We start from the raw sequence: 19,733 nt of genomic DNA on the forward strand, positions 1-19,733 counted from the left end.
AGGGGAGCGGCCTTTCGCGTTGGATTACCGGTTGTACTGGCCGAAGTCGTACTCCTCCAGCGGGACGGCCTCGCCGGACCCCTGCCCGAAGGCGTACTCGGCGCCGTCGTCGTAGGAGCCGACGGAGTAGACCGCCGCCTTCGCCTCCTCGGTCGGCTCGACCCGGACGTTGCGGTACTGCGGCATGCCGGTACCGGCCGGGATGAGCTTACCGATGATGACGTTCTCCTTGAGGCCGAGCAGCGGGTCGCTCTTGGCGTGCATCGCGGCCTCGGTGAGAACCCGGGTCGTCTCCTGGAAGGACGCCGCCGACAGCCACGACTCGGTCGCGAGCGAGGCCTTGGTGATGCCCATCAGGACGGGACGGCCGGCGGCGGGGACCCCGCCCTCGGCGACGACGTTGCGGTTCGTCTCCTCGAAGATCGGACGCTCCACCAGGTCGCCCGGGAGCAGGTCGGTGTCGCCCGACTCGAGGATGTTCACCCGCTTCAGCATCTGGCGGACGATGATCTCGATGTGCTTGTCGTGGATCGACACACCCTGCGACCGGTACACCTCCTGGACCTCCTGGACGAGGTGCAGCTGCACCGCGCGGGGGCCGAGGATGCGCAGCACCTCGTGCGGGTTGATCGCACCCGCGATGAGCTGCTGGCCGACGCCCACGGACTCGCCCTCCTTGACCAGGAGGCGGGACCGCATCGGCACCGGGTAGGCGATCTCGTCGGAGCCGTCGTCCGGGACGATGACGACCTTGCGGGCCTTCTCCGTCTCGTCGATCTTGACGCGGCCGGCGACCTCGCTGATCGGCGCGACGCCCTTCGGGATGCGGGCCTCGAACAGCTCCTGCACGCGCGGCAGGCCGTGCGTGATGTCGCCGCCCGCCACACCGCCGGTGTGGAAGGTCCGCATGGTGAGCTGGGTGCCGGGCTCGCCGATGGACTGCGCGGCGATGATGCCGACGGCCTCGCCGACGTCCACCCGCTTGCCGGTGGCCAGCGAGCGGCCGTAGCACGCGGCGCAGACGCCGATCTTGGCCTCGCAGACCAGGGCGCTGCGGGTCCTGACCTTCTCGACCCCGGCCTCGAACAGCCGCGACACGACCGCGTCGGACAGGTCGGTGTCGGCCGGGTAGATGACCGTGCCGTCGACGACGACGTCCTCGGCGATGGTCCGGCCCGTCAGGCTGGTCTCCGTCGTGGGCAGCTTGATCAGCGAACCGTCCGACTGCCGCTCGACGATCTCGAACGGGATCGTGCGGTCGGTGCCGCAGTCCTCCTCGCGGACGATGACGTCCTGCGCGACGTCCACCAGGCGCCGGGTCAGGTAACCCGAGTCGGCGGTGCGCAGCGCGGTGTCGGCGAGACCCTTCCGGGCGCCGTGCGTCGAGATGAAGTACTCGACGACCGACAGCCCTTCACGGAACGACGACTTGATCGGACGCGGGATGGTCTCGCCCTTCGGGTTGGAGACCAGGCCGCGCATACCGGCGATCTGGCGGAGCTGCAGCGGGTTACCGCGGGCGCCCGACTGGATCATCATCCAGATCGGGTTGGCCTTCGGGAACGCCTGCTCCATGTCCACCGCGACGTCCGCGGTGGCCTTGTTCCAGATCTCGATGAGCTCCTGCTTGCGCTCATCGTCGGTGATCAGGCCGCGGTTGAACTCCCGCTGCACCTTCTCGGCACGCGCCTCGTAGCCGCCGAGGATCTCCTGCTTGTTCGGCGGCGTGATGACGTCGTCGATCGCGATCGTGACGCCGGAACGGGTCGCCCAGTGGAAGCCGGTGCTCTTCAGCGCGTCGAGCGCGTTGGCGACGGCGACCTTCGGGTACGTCTCCGCCAGCTCGTTGACGATCGCCGAGAGCTGCTTCTTGCCGATCTCGTCGTCGACGAACGGGAAGTCGTCCGGCAGCGTCTCGTTGAAGATGGCGCGGCCGAGCGTCGTCTCCAGCCGGTACGGCTGGCCGGAGTCGTAGCCCTCGGGCGCGATCCAGTCGCGCGGCGGCGGGACGTCCTTCAGCCGGATCTGGATCTTGGCCTGGAGGTCCAGCTCGCCCCGGTCGTAGGCCATGATCGCCTCGGCGACCGAGCCGAACGCGCGGCCCTCGCCCTCCGCGCCGTCCTTCTGCGTCGTCAGCCAGTACAGGCCGATGACCATGTCCTGGGTGGGCATAGTGACGGGCTTGCCGTCGGACGGCTTCAGGATGTTGTTCGTGGACAGCATCAGGATCCGCGCCTCGGCCTGCGCCTCGGCGGACAGCGGCAGGTGCACCGCCATCTGGTCGCCGTCGAAGTCCGCGTTGAACGCGGTGCAGACGAGCGGGTGGATCTGGATGGCCTTGCCCTCGACCAGCTGCGGCTCGAACGCCTGGATGCCGAGGCGGTGCAGGGTCGGCGCCCGGTTCAGCAGCACCGGATGCTCGGTGATGACCTCTTCGAGGACGTCCCACACCACCGGGCGGGCACGCTCGACCATGCGCTTCGCGGACTTGATGTTCTGCGCGTGGTTGAGGTCGACCAGCCGCTTCATCACGAACGGCTTGAACAGCTCCAGCGCCATCTGCTTGGGCAGGCCGCACTCGTGCAGCTTCAGCTGCGGGCCGACGACGATGACCGAACGGCCCGAGTAGTCGACGCGCTTGCCCAGCAGGTTCTGCCGGAAGCGGCCCTGCTTGCCCTTCAGCATGTCGGACAGGGACTTCAGCGGACGGTTGCCCGGCCCGGTGACCGGACGGCCGCGGCGGCCGTTGTCGAACAGCGCGTCGACGGCCTCCTGCAGCATCCGCTTCTCGTTGTTCACGATGATCTCGGGCGCGCCGAGGTCGAGCAGCCGCTTGAGCCGGTTGTTCCGGTTGATGACACGGCGGTACAGGTCGTTCAGGTCGGACGTCGCGAAACGGCCGCCGTCGAGCTGCACCATCGGACGCAGGTCCGGCGGGATCACCGGGATGCAGTCCAGCACCATGCCCAGCGGGCTGTTGCGGGTGTTGAGGAACGCCGAGACGACCTTCAGCCGCTTCAGCGCGCGGGCCTTCTTCTGGCCCTTGCCGGTGCGGATCGTGTCGCGGAGCTTCTCGGCCTCGGCGTCGAGGTCGAAGTTCTGGAGCCGGGCCTGGATGGCCGCGGCGCCCATGCCGCCCTCGAAGTACTTGCCGAACCGGTCGCGCATCTCGCGGTAGAGCAGCTCGTCGCCCTCAAGGTCCTGGACCTTGAGGTTCTTGAACCGGCTCCACACCTCGTCGAGGCGGTCGAGCTCGCGCTGCGCGCGGTCGCGCAGCTGCTTCATCTCCCGCTCGGCGCCGTCGCGCACCTTGCGCTTCTGGTCGGCCTTCGCGCCGGCCTCCTCCAGCTCCGCCAGGTCGCCCTCCAGCTTCTGCTGGCGGGCCTCGACCTGCGCGTCGCGGGCCTGCTCGATCTGCTGGCGCTCCACGGAGATGTGGGCCTCCAGCGTCGGCAGGTCGCGGTCGCGCCGCTCGGCGTCCACACTGGTGATCATGTAGGCCGCGAAGTAGATGATCTTTTCGAGATCCTTCGGGGCCAAGTCCAGCAGGTAGCCGAGCCGGGACGGGACGCCCTTGAAGTACCAGATGTGCGTGACCGGCGCGGCCAGCTCGATGTGGCCCATCCGCTCACGGCGCACCTTGGCCCGGGTCACCTCGACGCCGCAGCGCTCGCAGATGATGCCCTTGAACCGGACGCGCTTGTACTTGCCGCAGTAGCACTCCCAGTCGCGGGTCGGACCGAAGATCTTCTCGCAGAAGAGCCCGTCCTTCTCCGGCTTGAGGGTGCGGTAGTTGATCGTCTCCGGCTTCTTGACCTCGCCGTGGGACCACTGGCGGATGTCGTCAGCGGTCGCCAGGCCGATGCGTAGCTCGTCGAAGAAGTTGACGTCAAGCAACAGAATTCCCCTTGAGTTGATCAGACCTCTTCGACACTGCTCGGCTCACGCCGGGACAGGTCGATGCCGAGCTCCTCCGCGGCGCGGAAGACGTCCTCGTCGGTGTCGCGCATCTCGATGGACATGCCGTCGCTGGAGAGCACCTCGACGTTGAGGCACAGCGACTGCATCTCCTTGATGAGCACCTTGAAGGACTCGGGGATGCCGGGCTCGGGAATGTTCTCGCCCTTGACGATGGCCTCGTACACCTTCACGCGGCCGAGGACGTCGTCGGACTTGATGGTCAGGAGCTCCTGCAGGGCGTAGGCGGCACCGTAGGCCTCCAGCGCCCACACCTCCATCTCACCGAAGCGCTGGCCGCCGAACTGCGCCTTACCGCCGAGCGGCTGCTGGGTGATCATGGAGTACGGACCGGTCGAGCGCGCGTGGATCTTGTCGTCGACCAGGTGCAGCAGCTTGAGGATGTAGATGTAGCCGACCGAGATCGGGTCGCGGTACGGCTCCCCCGTGCGGCCGTCGAACAGCTTGGCCTTGCCGCCCGGACCGACCATGCGCTGGCCGTCGCGGTTCGGCAGGGTGCTCTCGATCAGGCCGGTGACGTCGTCCTCGCGGGCACCGTCGAACACCGGGGTGGCGGTGTTCGTCCACGGCGGGGCCTCGGACGCGCCGATCTCCTTGAGCGCCCTCTTCCACTCGGCGTCGTCGCCCTCGACCTTCCAGCCGCGGGACGCGACCCAGCCGAGGTGGGTCTCCAGGACCTGGCCCACGTTCATGCGCCCGGGGACGCCGAGCGGGTTCAGGACGATGTCGACCGGGGTGCCGTCCTCCAGGAACGGCATGTCCTCGACGGGGAGCACCTTGGAGATGACGCCCTTGTTGCCGTGCCGTCCGGCCAGCTTGTCGCCGTCGGTGATCTTGCGCTTCTGCGCGACGTACACCCGGACCAGCTCGTTCACGCCGGGCGGGAGCTCGTCGCCCTCGTCGCGGGAGAACACCCGGACGCCGATGACCTTGCCCTGCTCGCCGTGCGGCACCTTCAGCGACGTGTCCCGCACCTCGCGGGCCTTCTCGCCGAAGATCGCGCGCAGCAGCCGCTCCTCCGGGGTCAGCTCCGTCTCGCCCTTGGGCGTGACCTTGCCGACCAGGATGTCGCCGGGGACGACGTCCGCGCCGATGCGGATGATGCCGCGCTCGTCGAGGTCGGCGAGGACCTCCTCGGAGACGTTCGGGATATCCCGGGTGATCTCCTCGGGGCCGAGCTTGGTGTCGCGGGCGTCGACCTCGTGCTCCTCGATGTGGATCGAGGAGAGGACGTCGTCCTGCACCAGGCGCTGGCTGAGGATGATGGCGTCCTCGTAGTTGTGGCCCTCCCACGGCATGAACGCCACGAGGAGGTTCTTGCCGAGCGCCATCTCGCCGTTGTCGGTGCACGGGCCGTCGGCGATGACCTGGCCCAGCTCGACGCGGGCGCCCTCTTCGACGATCGGCTTCTGGTTGAAGCAGGTGCCCTGGTTCGACCGCTTGAACTTGGAGACGCGGTAGGTCGTCCGGGTGCCGTCGTCGTTCATGACGGTCACGTAGTCGGCGGAGACCTCCTCGACGACGCCGGCCTTCTCGGCCGTGATGACGTCGCCGGCGTCGGTCGCCGCGCGGTACTCCATGCCGGTGCCGACCAGCGGCGCCTCGCTGCGCAGCAGCGGGACGGACTGGCGCTGCATGTTGGAGCCCATCAGCGCGCGGTTCGCGTCGTCGTGCTCCAGGAACGGGATCATCGCGGTGGCGACCGAGGTCATCTGCCGGGCCGAGACGTCCATGTACTGGACCTCGCGGGCCGGGACGAGCTCGACCTCGGCGCCCTTGAGCCGGACCAGCACGCGGTCGTCGACGAACGTGCCGTCGTCGTTGATCAGCGAGTTGGCCTGCGCGACGACGTAACGGTCCTCCTCGTCGGCGGTCAGGTAGTCGATCTGGTCGGTGACGACGCCGTCGACGACCCGCCGGTACGGGGTCTCGACGAACCCGAACGGGTTGACCCGGCCGAACGCGGCGAGCGAGCCGATCAGGCCGATGTTCGGGCCTTCCGGCGTCTCGATCGGGCACATGCGGCCGTAGTGCGACGGGTGGACGTCGCGGACCTCCATGCCCGCCCGCTCACGGGACAGACCGCCGGGGCCGAGCGCGTTCAGGCGACGCTTGTGCGTCAGCCCGGCCAGCGGGTTGGTCTGGTCCATGAACTGGGACAGCTGGCTGGTGCCGAAGAACTCCTTGATGGAGGCGACGACCGGCCGGATGTTGATCAGCGTCTGCGGCGTGATCGCCTCGACGTCCTGGGTGGTCATGCGCTCGCGGACGACGCGCTCCATCCGGGCCAGGCCGAGCCGCACCTGGTTCTGGATGAGCTCGCCGACCGTGCGCAGGCGCCGGTTGCCGAAGTGGTCGATGTCGTCGACCTCGATCGGCACGGGGACGGCGCTGAGCGTGGCCTCCTCCTCACCGGCGTGCAGCCGGACGAGGTACTCGATCGTGGCGACGATGTCGTCCTCGGTGAGGGTGCCCTGGTTCATGTCCAGGTCGAGGCCGAGCTTCTTGTTGATCTTGTAGCGGCCGACCTTGGCGACGTCGTAGCGCTTCGGGTTGAAGTACAGGTTCTCCAGGAGCGTCTGCGCCGACTCGCGCGTGGGCGGCTCGCCCGGGCGCAGCTTGCGGTAGATGTCGAGGAGGGCGTCGTCCTGGCCGGAGGTGTGGTCCTTCTCCAGGGTCACGTTGATCGACTCGTAGGAGCCGAAGCGCTCACGGATGCGCGCCTCGTCCCAGCCGAGCGCCTTGAGCAGCACGGTGACGGGCTGCTTGCGCTTGCGGTCGATGCGCACGCCCACGTTGTCGCGCTTGTCGATCTCGAATTCGAGCCACGCGCCGCGGCTCGGGATGACGCGGCAGCCGTAGATGTCCTTGTCGGACGCCTTGTCGAGCGCGCGGTCGAAGTACACGCCCGGGGACCGGACGAGCTGGGAGACGACGACACGCTCGGTGCCGTTGATGATGAACGTGCCCTTCGGGCTCATGAGCGGGAAGTCGCCCATGAACACCGTCTGGCTCTTGATCTCACCCGTGGTGTTGTTGATGAACTCCGCCGTGACGAACATCGGGGCGGAGTAGGTCATGTCCTTGTCCTTGCACTCCTCGACGGAGTACTTGGGCGGTTCGAACCGGTGGTCGCGGAACGACAGCGACATGGTCCCGGAGAAGTCCTCGATCGGACTGATCTCTTCGAAGATCTCCTCCAGCCCCGACTGGGTCGGGACGCTCTTACTTCCGGCCTTCTGGGCCGCCTCGACCCGGGCCTTCCACCTCTCGTTGCCCAGCAGCCAGTCAAACGAGTTGGTCTGCAGAGCAAGGAGGTCCGGGACTTCGAGCGGCTCCTTGATGCGCGCGAAGGAGACGCGGTTCGGACCGGTTGCGGTATTCGAGGCGTTGCGCGAGGCTGCCAAGAGTGGTCCTTCCGAGGGCTCGCGGCGTAACTGGTGACACGCACGCCAGACGATCCACGTCCGAGACCTGCACAGAGAGGTCCAAAACGGACCGGGGCAGGGGTTCTCTCACACGCGGATAGTCAGAGGGCAGCGCAAAGGGGCAGTGTAGCCGACATGCCACACCGCTCGCAACTCTAGCGCCGCAGTATGCATCACGTTGCCATGGAGCATCGCCCCTCAGCGCCTCTCAGTCAAGAGCGAGGTTGGACTTTTCGGGCCCTGACCTGCAGTGAGGAAGGCCATAGTTTAAGCCTCCGGGCAGGCCGGACTCCTCCACGCGGAACACGTGTCGCGAGGTGATGCCCGCTGGTCAGGAGATGACCCTGAGTTCCGACGCGAGCCACTTCCCGTCGTCCTGCTTCAGCAGCGTCACCCGGATGCGGAGCGGCTCGGGCAGGGTCTGCTGCTTGTCGTCCTTGGTGGCCGACGATCGATTCGCATAGACGAGGGCCACGACCTTGTCCGGCGTCGCGCTCACGACGCCGACCTTGATGACCGTGGTGGTGGCGACGGCCTGCTGCTGGACGGCGACCGTCTTGAGCTGCTGGGCGAGCTTGTCGTAGTCGGTGTGCAGCTTGCCGGTCGTCGTCGCGGACGCCTCCTTCAGATCGGCGTCGAGCGTCCGGTAGTCGTACGACGACAGCTTCTGCACCGCGTGCGACGCGGCCTGCGCGGCGTCCTTGCCCGCCGCCTCGGTCGCGTTCTGCTCGCGGACCTTCAGGGCGAGCGCGACGGTGCCGGCACCGAACGCGATCACGAGGACGGCCAGGACGGCGATGACCGTCCCCATGCTCCCCGAACCGAGCCGGCGGCGACGCGGCGCGTCCGCCGTCTTGGAGGTCTTGGACGCCTTTGACGCCTTGGGCGCGGCGGCCTTCCGGAGCTTGACCGATTTAGCCGTACTTTTGGGCTCTTCGTCGGTTTCGGTGGCGTCCGCAGCGGCGGAGGCGCCCTCCGGAGACTCTGAGTCGCCCTCTGACGCGCCGTCACCCTCGGACGCGTCTTCGGAGTCCCTCGGCGAGTCTTGCGGCTTCTGGAGGGATTTGGCGGCTTCTTCGCTCTCCTCGGCCTCGTCGATCTCTTCCGGGGGCTCTTCGGCGTCCTCAGCCTCTTCGGCTTCCGCTTCGGCGGCGGCAGCGTCCGCGGCGATCTTCGCCAGGCGCGCGGCCTCGCGGGCCTTGGCGGCGGCCTCCTCGGCGAGCCGGGCGGCCTCCGCCGCCTCCTCGGCCTTGGCGGCCTGCTCCGCCGCCCTGTCCTTCGGCTTGATCGTCACGGGACGACCTCCAGTCCGGACACGAGCCACCGGTCATCGACCCTCGAAAGGTCCATCTGGTACCGGTAGCCCTGGGGCGTGCCGTTCTTCACCTTGTCGTTCGTGACGGTGCCGTTCAGGGAGACCATCACCTCGGCGGAATCGTCGTCGATGGAGACCAGCGCGGCGTCGACGTCGCTGACCGTCGACCTGGCCTTGTACTTGGTGATCTGGTCCATGAAGGCCTTCGACTGGGAGGCCAGCTTGTTCTTCAGGTTGCCGGTGGTGCCGGCCACGATGCGGTCCAGGTCGCGCTGGGCGGTGGACGCGTCCAGCGACATCAGGTTGACGCCCATCTGCCGCGCCGACTGGATCGCCTTGGCCTTCTGATCGGCCTCGTCCCGGTTCTGGAGGGTGATCACGCCGAGCCAGCCGGACGCGACGGCGAGGGCGATCACGACGACGCTCAGGGCGATCGCGATCGCCGGAGACAGGCCGCGCCTCATTGGCTCAGCGGTCCGAGAAGGAGCCACTTCCACGAGGATTCCTCTCCCAACTGACGGGTACCGGCGCTGCGGGGCATGAGATATCGCTTGCCGTCGGGGCCATAGACCGCACCGGTCGTTGGATCGTATCCAGCGAATTCGACTGAATCGGCCGGATACGACAGGTAGAGCCGCCCATCGGACAGCCGTCCGGTCGGGGCCGCCGCGGCCGTGGTGTTTCCGGGATTCTGCGGGGAGTTCTTGTCCGAGGGCTTGGCTTCGGTCTTGCCGTCGCCATCGCCATCGCCTTCGGTTCCGGTCGCGCCGCCCTCCGGGAATCCGGCGCCCGCGGTCGCCCCTGGCGGGACCTGCGGGTACGGCGCGATGGCGTCGCGCGGGAAGTTGCGGCTGCCGCGCACGCCCGTGGGCGCGTCGTGCGGGGCCTTGCACCCGGCGTCCAGGCGCGGCTTCTTCCTGGAGGTGTCCTGCGGCCAGCGGTGCTTGGTCTTCTCGTAGCCCTCGGTGCACGCGGGCGGGTCGTCGATGTTCAGCGCGAGGCCCAGGTGCTGGGTCCCGTCGCCCGGGTTGACGGTGGACGCGCCCGCGACCGTCACCGGGTACAGGATGAACAGCGACCGCAGGCCCGCCTTGCGCGACGTGATGATCTGCCCGGTGGTGGTGAGGTTCGCCAGGAAGACGGGCAGCGTGGGCGCAAGCTGGTTGATGGCCTTGTGGGTTTCGTCGACGGTGCCCGGCGCGTTCTGGATGGTCTTGCGCAGAGCCGGGTCGTCGTTGCGGAGCGAGGTGGTGAGGTCGTTCAGGTTGCGGGCGAAGCCGCGGATGTTGGCGCCCTGGCCGCGCTGGGTGTCCAGGACGGTCACGCTGTTGTCGAGAAGCCGCTTGGTGTCGGGGTAGGCGGCCTCGGCGGTCTTCAGCAGGCGGTCGGTGTCGTCCAGGATCGACTGGAGGTCCTCGGCGGAGCCGGAGAACGCCTTGTCGAGCTCGTCCACGATGACGCCGACGTCCTTGGTGTTCACCGAGCCGACCAGCGCGTCGACGTTGCGGAGCAGCTCGGCGGTCGACACCGGCAGCGTGGTGCGGTTGCGCGGGATCGTGTACGGGTCGCCTTCGTCCAGGTAGGGGCCGGCCTTCTTGGTGGGCTCCAGGTCGATGTACTGCTCGCCGACCGCCGACCGGTTCGCGACGACCGCCTTCGTCCCGTCGCGCGGGATCCGCTCGCCCCGCTCCAGCAGGAGCTTCACGCGGATGCCGTCCTTGGTCAGCTCGATCGGCCCGACCCGCCCGACCGGGACGCCCCGGTAGGTCACCTCGGCGTTGGTGAACACGCCACCGGAGTCGGTGAGGTCGACGTAGGCGACGTACTGGCGGCCGAGCAGGTCGCGGCCGATGCCGATGTAGTTCACCGACACGATCGTCACGCCGACGACGGTGATGACCGCGAACGCGATCAGCTGGAGGATGACGCCGCGCTTGAGGATCACGGGGTGCCGCCCTTCTTCGTGCCGGACGGTGCCTTCGTCGGCGCCGGAGTGGTCGCGCCCGGAGCCCCCGGCAGGAGGCCGGGCAGGCCCGGCAGCAGCCCACCGGGGCCGGAGCCGGAACCGCCTGGGCCGCCCGGGCCGGTGCCGGTGTCGCCGGGCATCTCGGGCAGCACGCCGAGCGGGGTGTCGGGCAGGGTGACGTTCGGCACCTGGAGCATGTTGCGCATCTCCCGGCCGCTGCCGAGCAGGCCCTCCAGGTCGGTGCCGCCGAGCAGGTTCTGCGCGATGGACTCGAAGTCCAGCTCGAGCGTCAGCCGGACGTTGCCGTAGTCGCCCTCGATCGTGTTCCCGAACGTCGCCGGGAACGGGAACGTGATCAGCGACTCCAGCGACTTCGGCAGGTCGGCGCCCGCCTTGTTGAGGTTCCGCAGGATCTTGTCGAGGTCCTGGAGGTTGGCCAGCAGGTCGGCCTTCGACTGGTTGATCACGTAGGTGGTGGTGCGGCTGAGCTTGTCGAGCGCCACCAGCATCTTGGTCAGGTCGGCGCGGTTGCGGTTCAGGACGGAGATCGCCGGGCCCGTCTCGTCGATCGTGTCCTGGATCGTCTTGCGCTCGGCCGACAGCTTGCCGGTCAGCCGGTCGATGCTGTCCAGCGCGCGGATGATCGCGGCGCGGTTGCGGTCGAGCGTCCCGGCGAAGGTGTTGACGCGCTCCAGCACCGACCTGATCGTGGGCTCGCGCCCGCGCATCGCGGCCTGCAGCTCGTGGCTGATCGTGGAGACCTGCTCCAGCCCGCCGCCGTTCAGCAGCAGCGACATCGCCGACAGCACCTCTTCGATCTCGGTGCCCTGGATCGTGCGGTTCAGCGGGATCAGGTCGCCGGAGGCCAGCTCCCCGGCCGGGGCCTGGTCGCGCGGCGGCTCGATCTGCACGAACTTCTCGCCGAGCAGGCTGGTCTGGCCGATCGTGGCGACGGCGTTGTCGGGCAGCTTGACGTCCCCGCGGATCTTCACGGTGACGACGGCGTGCCAGCCGCTCTGCCCGCCCGTCCTCGCGGCCCCGCCGGCGAGGTCGATCTTGTCGACGCGGCCGACGGAGACGTCGTTGACCTTGACCGCCGACTGCGGGACGAGGTCCAGCACGTTCGCGAACTCGATCTTCACGGTCTTGGGGTTGGAGCCGAGGTCGGCCCCGCCGGGCAGCGGGATCGACTCGACGCCGTTGAACGAGCAGCCCGACAGGGCCACCGCGCCCGCCACCGCCGCGGCGGCACCGGCCAGCCACGCCCGCCGTCTCGTGGTCATCGGCCACCTCCGGGCAGGAGCGCGCTGAGGTCGGTCGGCCTGGACGCGTTGTTGGGGGTGCCCGACCTGGGCGGGCCCTGCGGGCCGTAGGCGTCCGGCGGGATCGGGACCGGGTCGTAGTGCGTGGTCAGCGCCGTGATCCAGGACAGGTCGAGGCTGAAGCCCGTCAGCGCCTTGCCGATGCCGTTGTACGGGCGGACGAAGTCCAGGCACTGCTTCGCCGGAGTCCCCACCGAGTAGGCGAGCGAGCAGATCCAGTCGGCGAGGTTGTGGAACTGGCGGAAGTTGTCGCGGGTGTGGATGGTGCCGCTGATCGGGTCGTACGCGCGCGCCAGGTTGTTGATCGCGAGCGGCCCGGCCGTGAGGATCTCGGCGAGCGCGTCCTTCTCCTTGACGAGCACGCCGGTGATCTGGGCGAGCTGGCGGACGTTCGCGGCCAGCTCGGTCCGGTTGTCCTTGACGAACCGCTGCACGTTCCGCAGCGTCGGCGCGAGGGTGTTGAGGGCCGCGCTGAGCTCCTCCTTCTCCCCCGCGAGCTGCCCGGACACGCCGTTGAGGTGCCCGGTGAACGACCTGATCTGCTGGTCGTTCGCCTTCATCGCGTCCGTGATGATCCGCAGGTTCCTGATCGTCTCGGCGACGTCGCCGCGGTCGGTGCTGAGCGTGCTGAGCGCCTTGGACGCGTCCTCGATCGTCTGCCGGATGTCGTCGCCCTGCCCGTCCAGGTTCGCCGCGCCGACCTGCAGGAGCCGCGACAGCGAACCCTCCTGCCCGTTCGGGCCGGGGGCGTTGGCGCCCTGCGGGCCGAGGGCCTTGGACAGGTCGTTCAGGCTGCCGCCGACCTGGTCCACCTCGACCGGGACGGCGGTGCGGTTCACCGTCAGCGTCGCCTTGTCGGCCAGGACGGGGCCGCCCTTGTAGACGGGGGTGAGCTGGATGTAGCGGTCCGCGACCAGCGTCTGGTTGATGATGACGGCCTGCGCGTTCGCGGGGACCTTGTACTCGGCGTCGTACTTCAGCTCGACCTTCACCGCGTCGCCGACCGGCTCGACGCTCGTGACCTCGCCGACCGGGATGCCGAGGATGCGGACGTCCGCGCCCTTGTAGAGGCCGACGGTCTTGGTGAAGTACGCCGTCATGCGGCGCTGCTCCGGCTCCTGGAACACCGGCAGGAGCACGGCCGCCAGCACCGCGACGGCGAGGACCGCGCCGCCGAGGCGAAGGAGGGTTGCCAGGTTACGCACTACGAACCTGCCTGGTCACGGGAGGAAGGGGAGGGGGTTGTCGGTGTTGCCCGTCTGGCCGCCCTGCCGGTTGGCGGTGCCGCTCTTCGGGGGCTGGATGGACGCGGGGATCGGGACGAGGTTCTGGATCCAGGAGTCGAACCACCGTCCGGTGCCGGTGACGTCCGCGAACTGCCTCGCGAACGGCGCGAACAGCTGCAGGATCCGGTCGAGGTTGTCCTGGTTCTTCAGGAGCACCCTGTTGACCTTCGCCAGGTTGTCCAGCATCGGCCGCAGCTGCTTCTCGTTCTCCTGGATCAGCGCGTTGACCTGCTGGGACAGGGCGACGGTGTTGACGAGGAGCTGGTGGATGACCGCGCGCCGCGCCTGGACGGCCTGCAGCACCCGGTCGCCGTCCGCGACGAGCTTGGCGAAGTCCTGGTTGCGGTCGGCGAGCAGCTTCGACACGTCCTTGGCCCGGCCCGCGAGCTCGTGGAGCTGGTCGTCGCGCGACGCGACCGTGTTGGAGAGGCGGCGCAGGCCCTGCAGCGACGCGCGGACCTCCTCCGGGGAGTTCTTGAACGTGTCCGACAGCACGTCGAACGACTTCGCGACCTGCTGCACGTCGATCGCCCCGATCCGCCGGCTCAGCTCGCTGATCGCCGGGACGACCTCGAACGGGACGTGCGTCCGCTCGATCGGGATGTGGCGGCCGAGCTTGCCCTTGCCGCGCGGGGTGAGCGCCAGGTAGTGCGCGCCGAGCACCGTCTTGATCTTGATGCCGGCCTCGGTGCGGTCGCCGAGCCGGACGCCGTCGTCCACCTTGAAGGTGACCTTGACGTGGTCGCCGTCGAGTTCGAGGTCGGTGACCTTGCCGACCTTGACGCCCGCGATGCGGACCTCCTCGTCCTTCTTCAGCCCGGCGGCCTCCTTGAACGCGGCGGTGTGGGTCTCGCCGCCCGAGATGAGCGGGAGGCTCTCCAGGTTCAGCGCCAGCACCACCAGCACGATGATGACCGCGAACCCGGAGAGGCCGATGGGGACCGGGTTGCGTTCCCGGAACGAGACCCTCATCTACTTGCACCTCGCGTTCTCGTTCATGATCGCGGGTGTCTGGTAGACGGGGCCGCCGGGGAGGCGCACCTTCGCGTCCATGCCGCAGATGTACATGTTGAACCAGGACCCGTAGGACGAGATGTTGACCAGCTTCTCCAGCCGCTCCGGCGTCCGCTGCAGGCCCTTGTCGAGGTCGCCCTTGTTGGCGTCCAGCGTGGCGGTCAGCTTGCGGAGCCCGGCGATGTCGTTCTTGAGGCTCGGCCGGGCGCTCGCGAGCAGGTCCTGCGTGGTGCCGGTCAGGCCGTTGATCGCCGCGACCGAGTCGAAGATCGCCTGCCGGTCGTCGGAGACACCACCGATGAGGCTCCGCAGGTCCCTGATCAGCCGGTCGACCTGGGCGTGCCGCTGGTCGATGGTGCCGAGCACGCTGTTCAGGTTGTCGATCACCCGGCCGATGACCTTGTCGCGGTCGGCGAGCGTGTTGGTGAGCGACGCGACGTGCGCGAGCAGGCTGTTGATCGTCCCGCCCTCGCCCTGCAGCACCTGGACGAGCTGCATGGCGAGCGTGTTGACGTCCTTCGGCTCCAGCGCGCGGAACAGCGGCCGGAACCCGTTGAACAGCGTCGTGAGGTCGAGCGCGGGCGCGGTCTGCGTGACCGGGATCGTGTCGCCGGGATCGAGGTAGGCGTTGGACGCGCCCGCGCCGTCGGTCAGCGCGAGGTACCGCTGGCCCATCAGGTTGCGGTAGCGGATCTGCGCCTTCGTCGACGCCGGCAGCCCGTTCCTGAACACGCCGCCCTCCTCGACGCTGAACGTCACCTCCGCCTGGTTGCCCCTGTAAAGCCGGACGCCCTCGATCTGCCCGACCCGGACACCGGCGACGCGGACGTCGTCGTTGTCCAGCAGCCCGGTCACGTCCGTGAAGATCGCCTTGTACTCGATGGTGGCCCGGAAGCGCATGTTGGCGATCGTCATCGCCAGCACGCCGGTGGCCACCGAGGTGACGACCACGAAGATCGTCAGCTTGATCGCGGCGCTGGTCGTCCTCACCTGATCGTCACCACCGATCCGTCCGCGAGCAGCGGGCCGAACAGCAGCGCGGACAGGTCGGAGACCTCGCCGGCGGGGGTCCGCGTCATCGGCCCGAGCACGTTCTTGATCTTTTCCTTCTCGCTCATCGAGCCCGGGTCGACGAACACGTTGGACAGCGCCCGGCCCCGGCCGCCCGCGGCGGGGGCGTTCGGGTCATCGGGGTTCTTCCACCACAGGTCGTCCTGCGTGCCGTCGAGGGCCAGGTAGTCGGGGAAGGGGACCTTCGGGTTCGGGAGGCCGTAGCAGCGCGGGTTGCGCTGGTCCTTGGCCTCGGGCGAGTCCAGCGGGTACTTGTAGCCCGGCCGCGGCTTGACGATCTCGATGGTCAGGTTGAACGTCTTGGAACCGTTGCCGCCGCCCGCCTCCTCGGCGTCCGGCCTGATCTTGGTGAGCCCGGCGAACACGCACGGCAGCGAGGGCGAGTAGCGGGCGACCAGGCCCAGCGCCTCGCGGTTCGCGATGTTCACGCCGATGATCTTCGGGCCGTTGTGCCGCATGAAGGTGTCGGCGTCCTGCGCCAGCAGGGTCGTCGCCGGGATCAGCTGCTCGATCGTCGCCTTCTCGTCGGTGATCGTCCTGCTGGTCACGTTGAGGTTGCGGAGCGTCTTCAACAGGTCGGGCGCCGCGGCGTTGTAGACGTCGGACACGTCCGCGAGGCCGTTCAGGTCGTGCACCAGCGTGCCGAGCTGCGGGTTGATCTTCCTCAGCAGCTCGTCCGCCTGCTCCAGGTTGCGGCCGATCTGGTCGCCGCGTCCCTGCAGCGCCGTGGCGAGGGCGTTGAGCGTCGCGTTCAGCTGCGCCGGTTTCACCGCGCGCAGCAGCGGCAGCAGGTCGTTCAGCAGCTTGTCGATCTCCACGGCGGCCTGCGAGCGGTCCTGCTGGATGACCGCCCCCTCCGCCAGGCCCCGCGGGCCCGGCTGCGGCGGGATCTGCAGGTCGACGTACTTCTCGCCGAACAGCGTCTTCGGCAGCAGCCGCGCCTGGACGTTGGACGGGATCAGCTTCGCCTTGCCGGGATCGAGCGCGAGGTGCAGCGTCGCGCCCTTCCCGGTCGCGTCGATCTCGCGGACCTCGCCGACGATCAGGCCGCGCACCTTCACGTCCGAGTGCGGCAGCAGTTGCAGCCCGGCGCGCTCGGCGTCCACGGTCACCTCGGTCACCGGGGTGAACGCCTTGTTGTAGAAGGCGACGGTCAGCGCCAGCAGCAGCGCGATCACGACGAGCATCGCCGTGCCGAGCACCCGGTACCTGATCCGCTCACTCACAGCGCCGTCACCCGCCGATCCGTACGCCGGTGCCCGTGCCCCAGATCGCCATGCCGAGCAGCAGGTCGGTCACGTTGATCACGACGATGCTGGTGCGGACGGCGCGGCCCACCGCGACGCCGACGCCCGCCGGGCCGCCGCTCGCGTGGTAGCCGTAATAGCAGTGGATCAGCATCACCAGCACCGAGAAGACGATCACTTTCCCGAATGACCAGAGAATGTCGTCGGGCGGTAGGAATAGATGGAAATAGTGATCGTAGGTGCCCGTCGACTGCCCGTAGAACACGGTCACGATCACCCGCGTCGCGCCGTAGGACGCGAGCAGGCCCACGATGTAGAGCGGGACGACCGCGATCATCCCGGCCAGCATCCGGGTCGTGACGAGGAACGGCATCGACGGGACGGCCATGACCTCCAGCGCGTCGATCTCGTCGGAGATCCGCATCGCGCCGAGCTGCGCGGTGAACCCGCAGCCGACCGTCGCCGACAGCGCCAGCGCCGACACCAGCGGCGCGATCTCGCGGGTGTTGAAGTAGGACGCGACGAACCCGGTGAACGCGGCCGTGCCGATCTGGTTCAGCGACTCGTAGCCCTGCAGCCCGACCTGGCTGCCGGTGAAGAACGTCATGAAGCCGACGATCACCACCGAGCCGCCGATCACGGCGAGGCCGCCGGTGCCGAGGCTCACCTCGGCCAGCAGCCGCAGCACCTCGGCGCGGTAGCGGCGCAGGACCCGGAACGTCCACGCGAACGCGCGGACGTAGAAGGAGATCTGGTGGCCGAAGTCGTCGAGCCGCTGCAGCGGGGCGTTCACCGCCCGGGTGACCGCCTTCCCCGTCTTGCCAGGCGCCGCCATCACATGCCCTTCGACGGGACGAGCTGGAAGTACAGGCTGGAGATCAGGAAGTTCTCCACGAAGAGCAGCATGAACGTGATGACGACGGTCTGGTTGACCGCGTCGCCGACGCCCTTCGGGCCGCCCTTGGCGTTCAGGCCCTTGTAGGCGGCGACGAGCCCGGCGGTGATGCCGAACACGAACGCCTTGACCTCGGCCTGGAGCAGGTCGGGCAACTGCGCGATCGCGTTGAACGACGCCAGGTACGCGCCGGGCGTGCCGCCCTGCAGCATGACGTTGAAGAAGTAGCCGCCCATCAGGCCGACCACCGAGACCAGGCCGTTCAGGAACAGCGCGACGAACGCGCACGCGAGCATCCGCGGGACGACCAGGCGGTGCAGCGGGTTGATGCCCAGCACCTCCATCGCGTCGATCTCCTCGCGGATCTTGCGGGAGCCGATGTCGGCGCAGATCGCCGACCCGGCGGCGCCCGCGACCAGCAGCGAGGTGACCAGCGGGCTCGCCTCCCGGACGATCGCCGCCACGGCCGTCGCACCGGTGAAGGACTGCGCGCCGAACTGCCGGATCAGCCCGCCGACCTGCAACGACAGGATGCCGCCGAACGGGATCGCGACCAGCATCGTGGGGACGACGGTGACGCTGACGATGAACCACGCCTGCTGGATGAACTCGCGCCACTGGAACGGCATCTTGAACATCGCGCGGCCCGTGTCCAGGCACAGGGCGAAGAACCGTCCCGGCTCCTTGACCAGGACGTTGACCGCGCCGTCGCCGATCTTGCGGAACGTCACGGAAGAGCCTCCGCCCTTCCCACCCCTCCGCCGGCTCGCGCCGATACCGGTATCGGGATTGGACATCAGTACCCGGCACCCGTCCCCTGGCCGCCTGGCGGCGGGCTGCCCGGGAAGCGCCCGCCGGGACCACCGGGAGCGGCGGGACCGCCGGAGGCGCCGACCGGCGTCATGGACGCCACGTAACGCGGCCACTCCTCCACCCAGTTGCGGCCGAGGTCGTCGACGAACGAGCCGGGCGGCGGGACGACGCCGTGCGCCGCGCACCAGGCGCCGGGCGCGTGCATCCCGGCGCGGAGCATCCCGTTGCTCGGCATCTGCTGCGGCGGGATCGGCGGCAGCTTGCCGGGGTCGTGGCCGAGCTTCGCCTCGGCCTCCAGCTCGGACTCGTCCTTCTCCTCGGACATGCCGATCGGGCCGACCTTGCTGGCGTTGAGGAACTGCCGGACGACCGGCTCCTCGCTGGTCAGCAGCATCTCCCGCGGCCCGAACATCGCGAGGTGGCGCTGGTACAGCAGGCCGATGTTGTCGGGCAGCGTCCGGGCCGTGTTGATGTCGTGGGTGACGATGAGGAACGTCGCGCCGATCTGCGCGTTGAGGTCGATGAACACCTGGTTCAGGAACGCGGTGCGGACGGGGTCGAGGCCGGAGTCGGGCTCGTCCACCAGGAGGATCTCGGGGTCCAGCACCAGCGCGCGGGCGAGCCCGGCGCGCTTCTTCATCCCGCCGGAGATCTCGCCGGGCAGCTTGTGCTCGGCGCCGAGCAGGCCGACCATCTCCATCTTCTCGAGGACGATGTTCTTGATCTCCGACTCGCGCTTCTTGGTGTGCTCGCGCAGCGGGAAGGCGATGTTGTCGAAGAGGTTCATGGAGCCGAACAGGGCGCCGTCCTGGAACAGGACGCCGAACAGCTTCCGCGTCTCGTAGAGCTTGGCCTCGGGCAGGCGGGGCAGGTCACGGTCGCCGATCCAGATGTGGCCGCGGTCGGGCTTGAGCAGCCCGACGAGCGACTTGAGGAAGACCGACTTGCCGGTGCCGGACGGCCCCAGCAGCACGGAGATCTCACCAGCGGGGATGGTCAGCGACACGTCCTGCCAGATCACCTGGCGGCCGAAGGACTTGGTCAGGCCCTCGACTCTGATCTCGACGCCCACTCGTCACCTTTCGTCCAGGCCGGGGGAAAATCCCGAACCAATGAGCGAGTAGCACACAGGCTCTGTCTGTCACGCTCTGTCTGTCAGTCGCACGTCCTGTCGTCACACTCTGTGGCCACCGTATTGCTACCGTCCGGTAGCCGGGAGGGTTCCCCTACCGTAGCGGCACCCCGTCCAAATGGAAGGGGTTCCGGCCCAGATCAGCGGCTAAATGCGACGTCGTAAGACAATCGTTACTTAGAGCCCTATGAGACTAGCGGTCCAAGACCTGGACGGCCAGGTGTGGCCACGCATCACGCGAAGGAGGCGGCCGTCCCACCCGGTGG

General features: G+C 68.6%; 13 protein-coding genes. All 13 read right to left on the reverse strand.

Annotated features, from left to right (window positions below; genetic code table 11):
- Positions 1-24: 24 nt before the first annotated feature.
- The gene (locus E1264_RS15845) at positions 25-3,897 is read right to left on the reverse strand and encodes a DNA-directed RNA polymerase subunit beta' (RefSeq protein ID WP_132174111.1); all 3,873 of its coding nucleotides are present in this window, start codon (positions 3,895-3,897) and stop codon (positions 25-27) included.
- A gap of 20 nt (positions 3,898-3,917) precedes the next feature.
- On the reverse strand, positions 3,918-7,385 hold the full coding sequence (rpoB, locus tag E1264_RS15850; RefSeq protein ID WP_132174113.1) for a DNA-directed RNA polymerase subunit beta: 3,468 nt from the start codon (positions 7,383-7,385) through the stop codon (positions 3,918-3,920).
- A gap of 352 nt (positions 7,386-7,737) precedes the next feature.
- Positions 7,738-8,700, reverse strand: coding sequence for a hypothetical protein (locus tag E1264_RS15855; RefSeq protein WP_132174115.1), 963 nt, complete (start codon positions 8,698-8,700; stop codon positions 7,738-7,740).
- Positions 8,697-9,185, reverse strand: coding sequence for a hypothetical protein (locus tag E1264_RS15860; RefSeq protein ID WP_132174117.1), 489 nt, complete (start codon positions 9,183-9,185; stop codon positions 8,697-8,699). The genes E1264_RS15855 and E1264_RS15860 overlap by 4 nt, the downstream gene beginning before the upstream one ends.
- Positions 9,182-10,666 (reverse strand): MlaD family protein, encoded by a 1,485-nt coding sequence (locus E1264_RS15865; RefSeq protein ID WP_132174119.1) that lies wholly within the window; start codon positions 10,664-10,666, stop codon positions 9,182-9,184. The genes E1264_RS15860 and E1264_RS15865 overlap by 4 nt, the downstream gene beginning before the upstream one ends.
- The gene (locus E1264_RS15870; protein WP_132174121.1) at positions 10,663-11,970 is read right to left on the reverse strand and encodes an MCE family protein; all 1,308 of its coding nucleotides are present in this window, start codon (positions 11,968-11,970) and stop codon (positions 10,663-10,665) included. The genes E1264_RS15865 and E1264_RS15870 overlap by 4 nt, the downstream gene beginning before the upstream one ends.
- A complete protein-coding gene (locus E1264_RS15875; RefSeq protein ID WP_243710954.1) occupies positions 11,967-13,214 on the reverse strand; it encodes an MCE family protein in 1,248 nt (415 codons plus the stop codon). The genes E1264_RS15870 and E1264_RS15875 overlap by 4 nt, the downstream gene beginning before the upstream one ends.
- Positions 13,215-13,229: 15 nt before the next feature.
- Positions 13,230-14,267: an MCE family protein gene (locus tag E1264_RS15880; RefSeq protein ID WP_132174123.1), complete on the reverse strand. Its 1,038-nt coding sequence runs from the start codon at positions 14,265-14,267 to the stop codon at positions 13,230-13,232.
- The gene (locus tag E1264_RS15885; RefSeq protein ID WP_132174125.1) at positions 14,268-15,299 is read right to left on the reverse strand and encodes an MCE family protein; all 1,032 of its coding nucleotides are present in this window, start codon (positions 15,297-15,299) and stop codon (positions 14,268-14,270) included.
- Positions 15,296-16,606 carry an MCE family protein gene (locus E1264_RS15890; RefSeq protein WP_243710955.1) on the reverse strand — a complete coding sequence of 437 codons (1,311 nt, stop codon included), beginning with the start codon at positions 16,604-16,606 and terminating at the stop codon, positions 15,296-15,298. The genes E1264_RS15885 and E1264_RS15890 overlap by 4 nt, the downstream gene beginning before the upstream one ends.
- A 7-nt stretch (positions 16,607-16,613) precedes the next feature.
- Positions 16,614-17,462: an ABC transporter permease gene (locus E1264_RS15895; RefSeq protein ID WP_132174127.1), complete on the reverse strand. Its 849-nt coding sequence runs from the start codon at positions 17,460-17,462 to the stop codon at positions 16,614-16,616.
- Positions 17,462-18,160, reverse strand: a complete 699-nt coding sequence (locus E1264_RS15900; protein WP_274704608.1) for an ABC transporter permease — start codon at positions 18,158-18,160, stop codon at positions 17,462-17,464. The genes E1264_RS15895 and E1264_RS15900 overlap by 1 nt, the downstream gene beginning before the upstream one ends.
- Before the next feature lie 158 nt (positions 18,161-18,318).
- On the reverse strand, positions 18,319-19,407 hold the full coding sequence (locus E1264_RS15905) for an ABC transporter ATP-binding protein (protein ID WP_132174129.1): 1,089 nt from the start codon (positions 19,405-19,407) through the stop codon (positions 18,319-18,321).
- Positions 19,408-19,733: the final 326 nt, after the last annotated feature.

It is taken from the genome of Actinomadura sp. KC216, from assembly GCF_004348535.1.
Classification (GTDB): Bacteria; Actinomycetota; Actinomycetes; order Streptosporangiales; family Streptosporangiaceae; genus Spirillospora.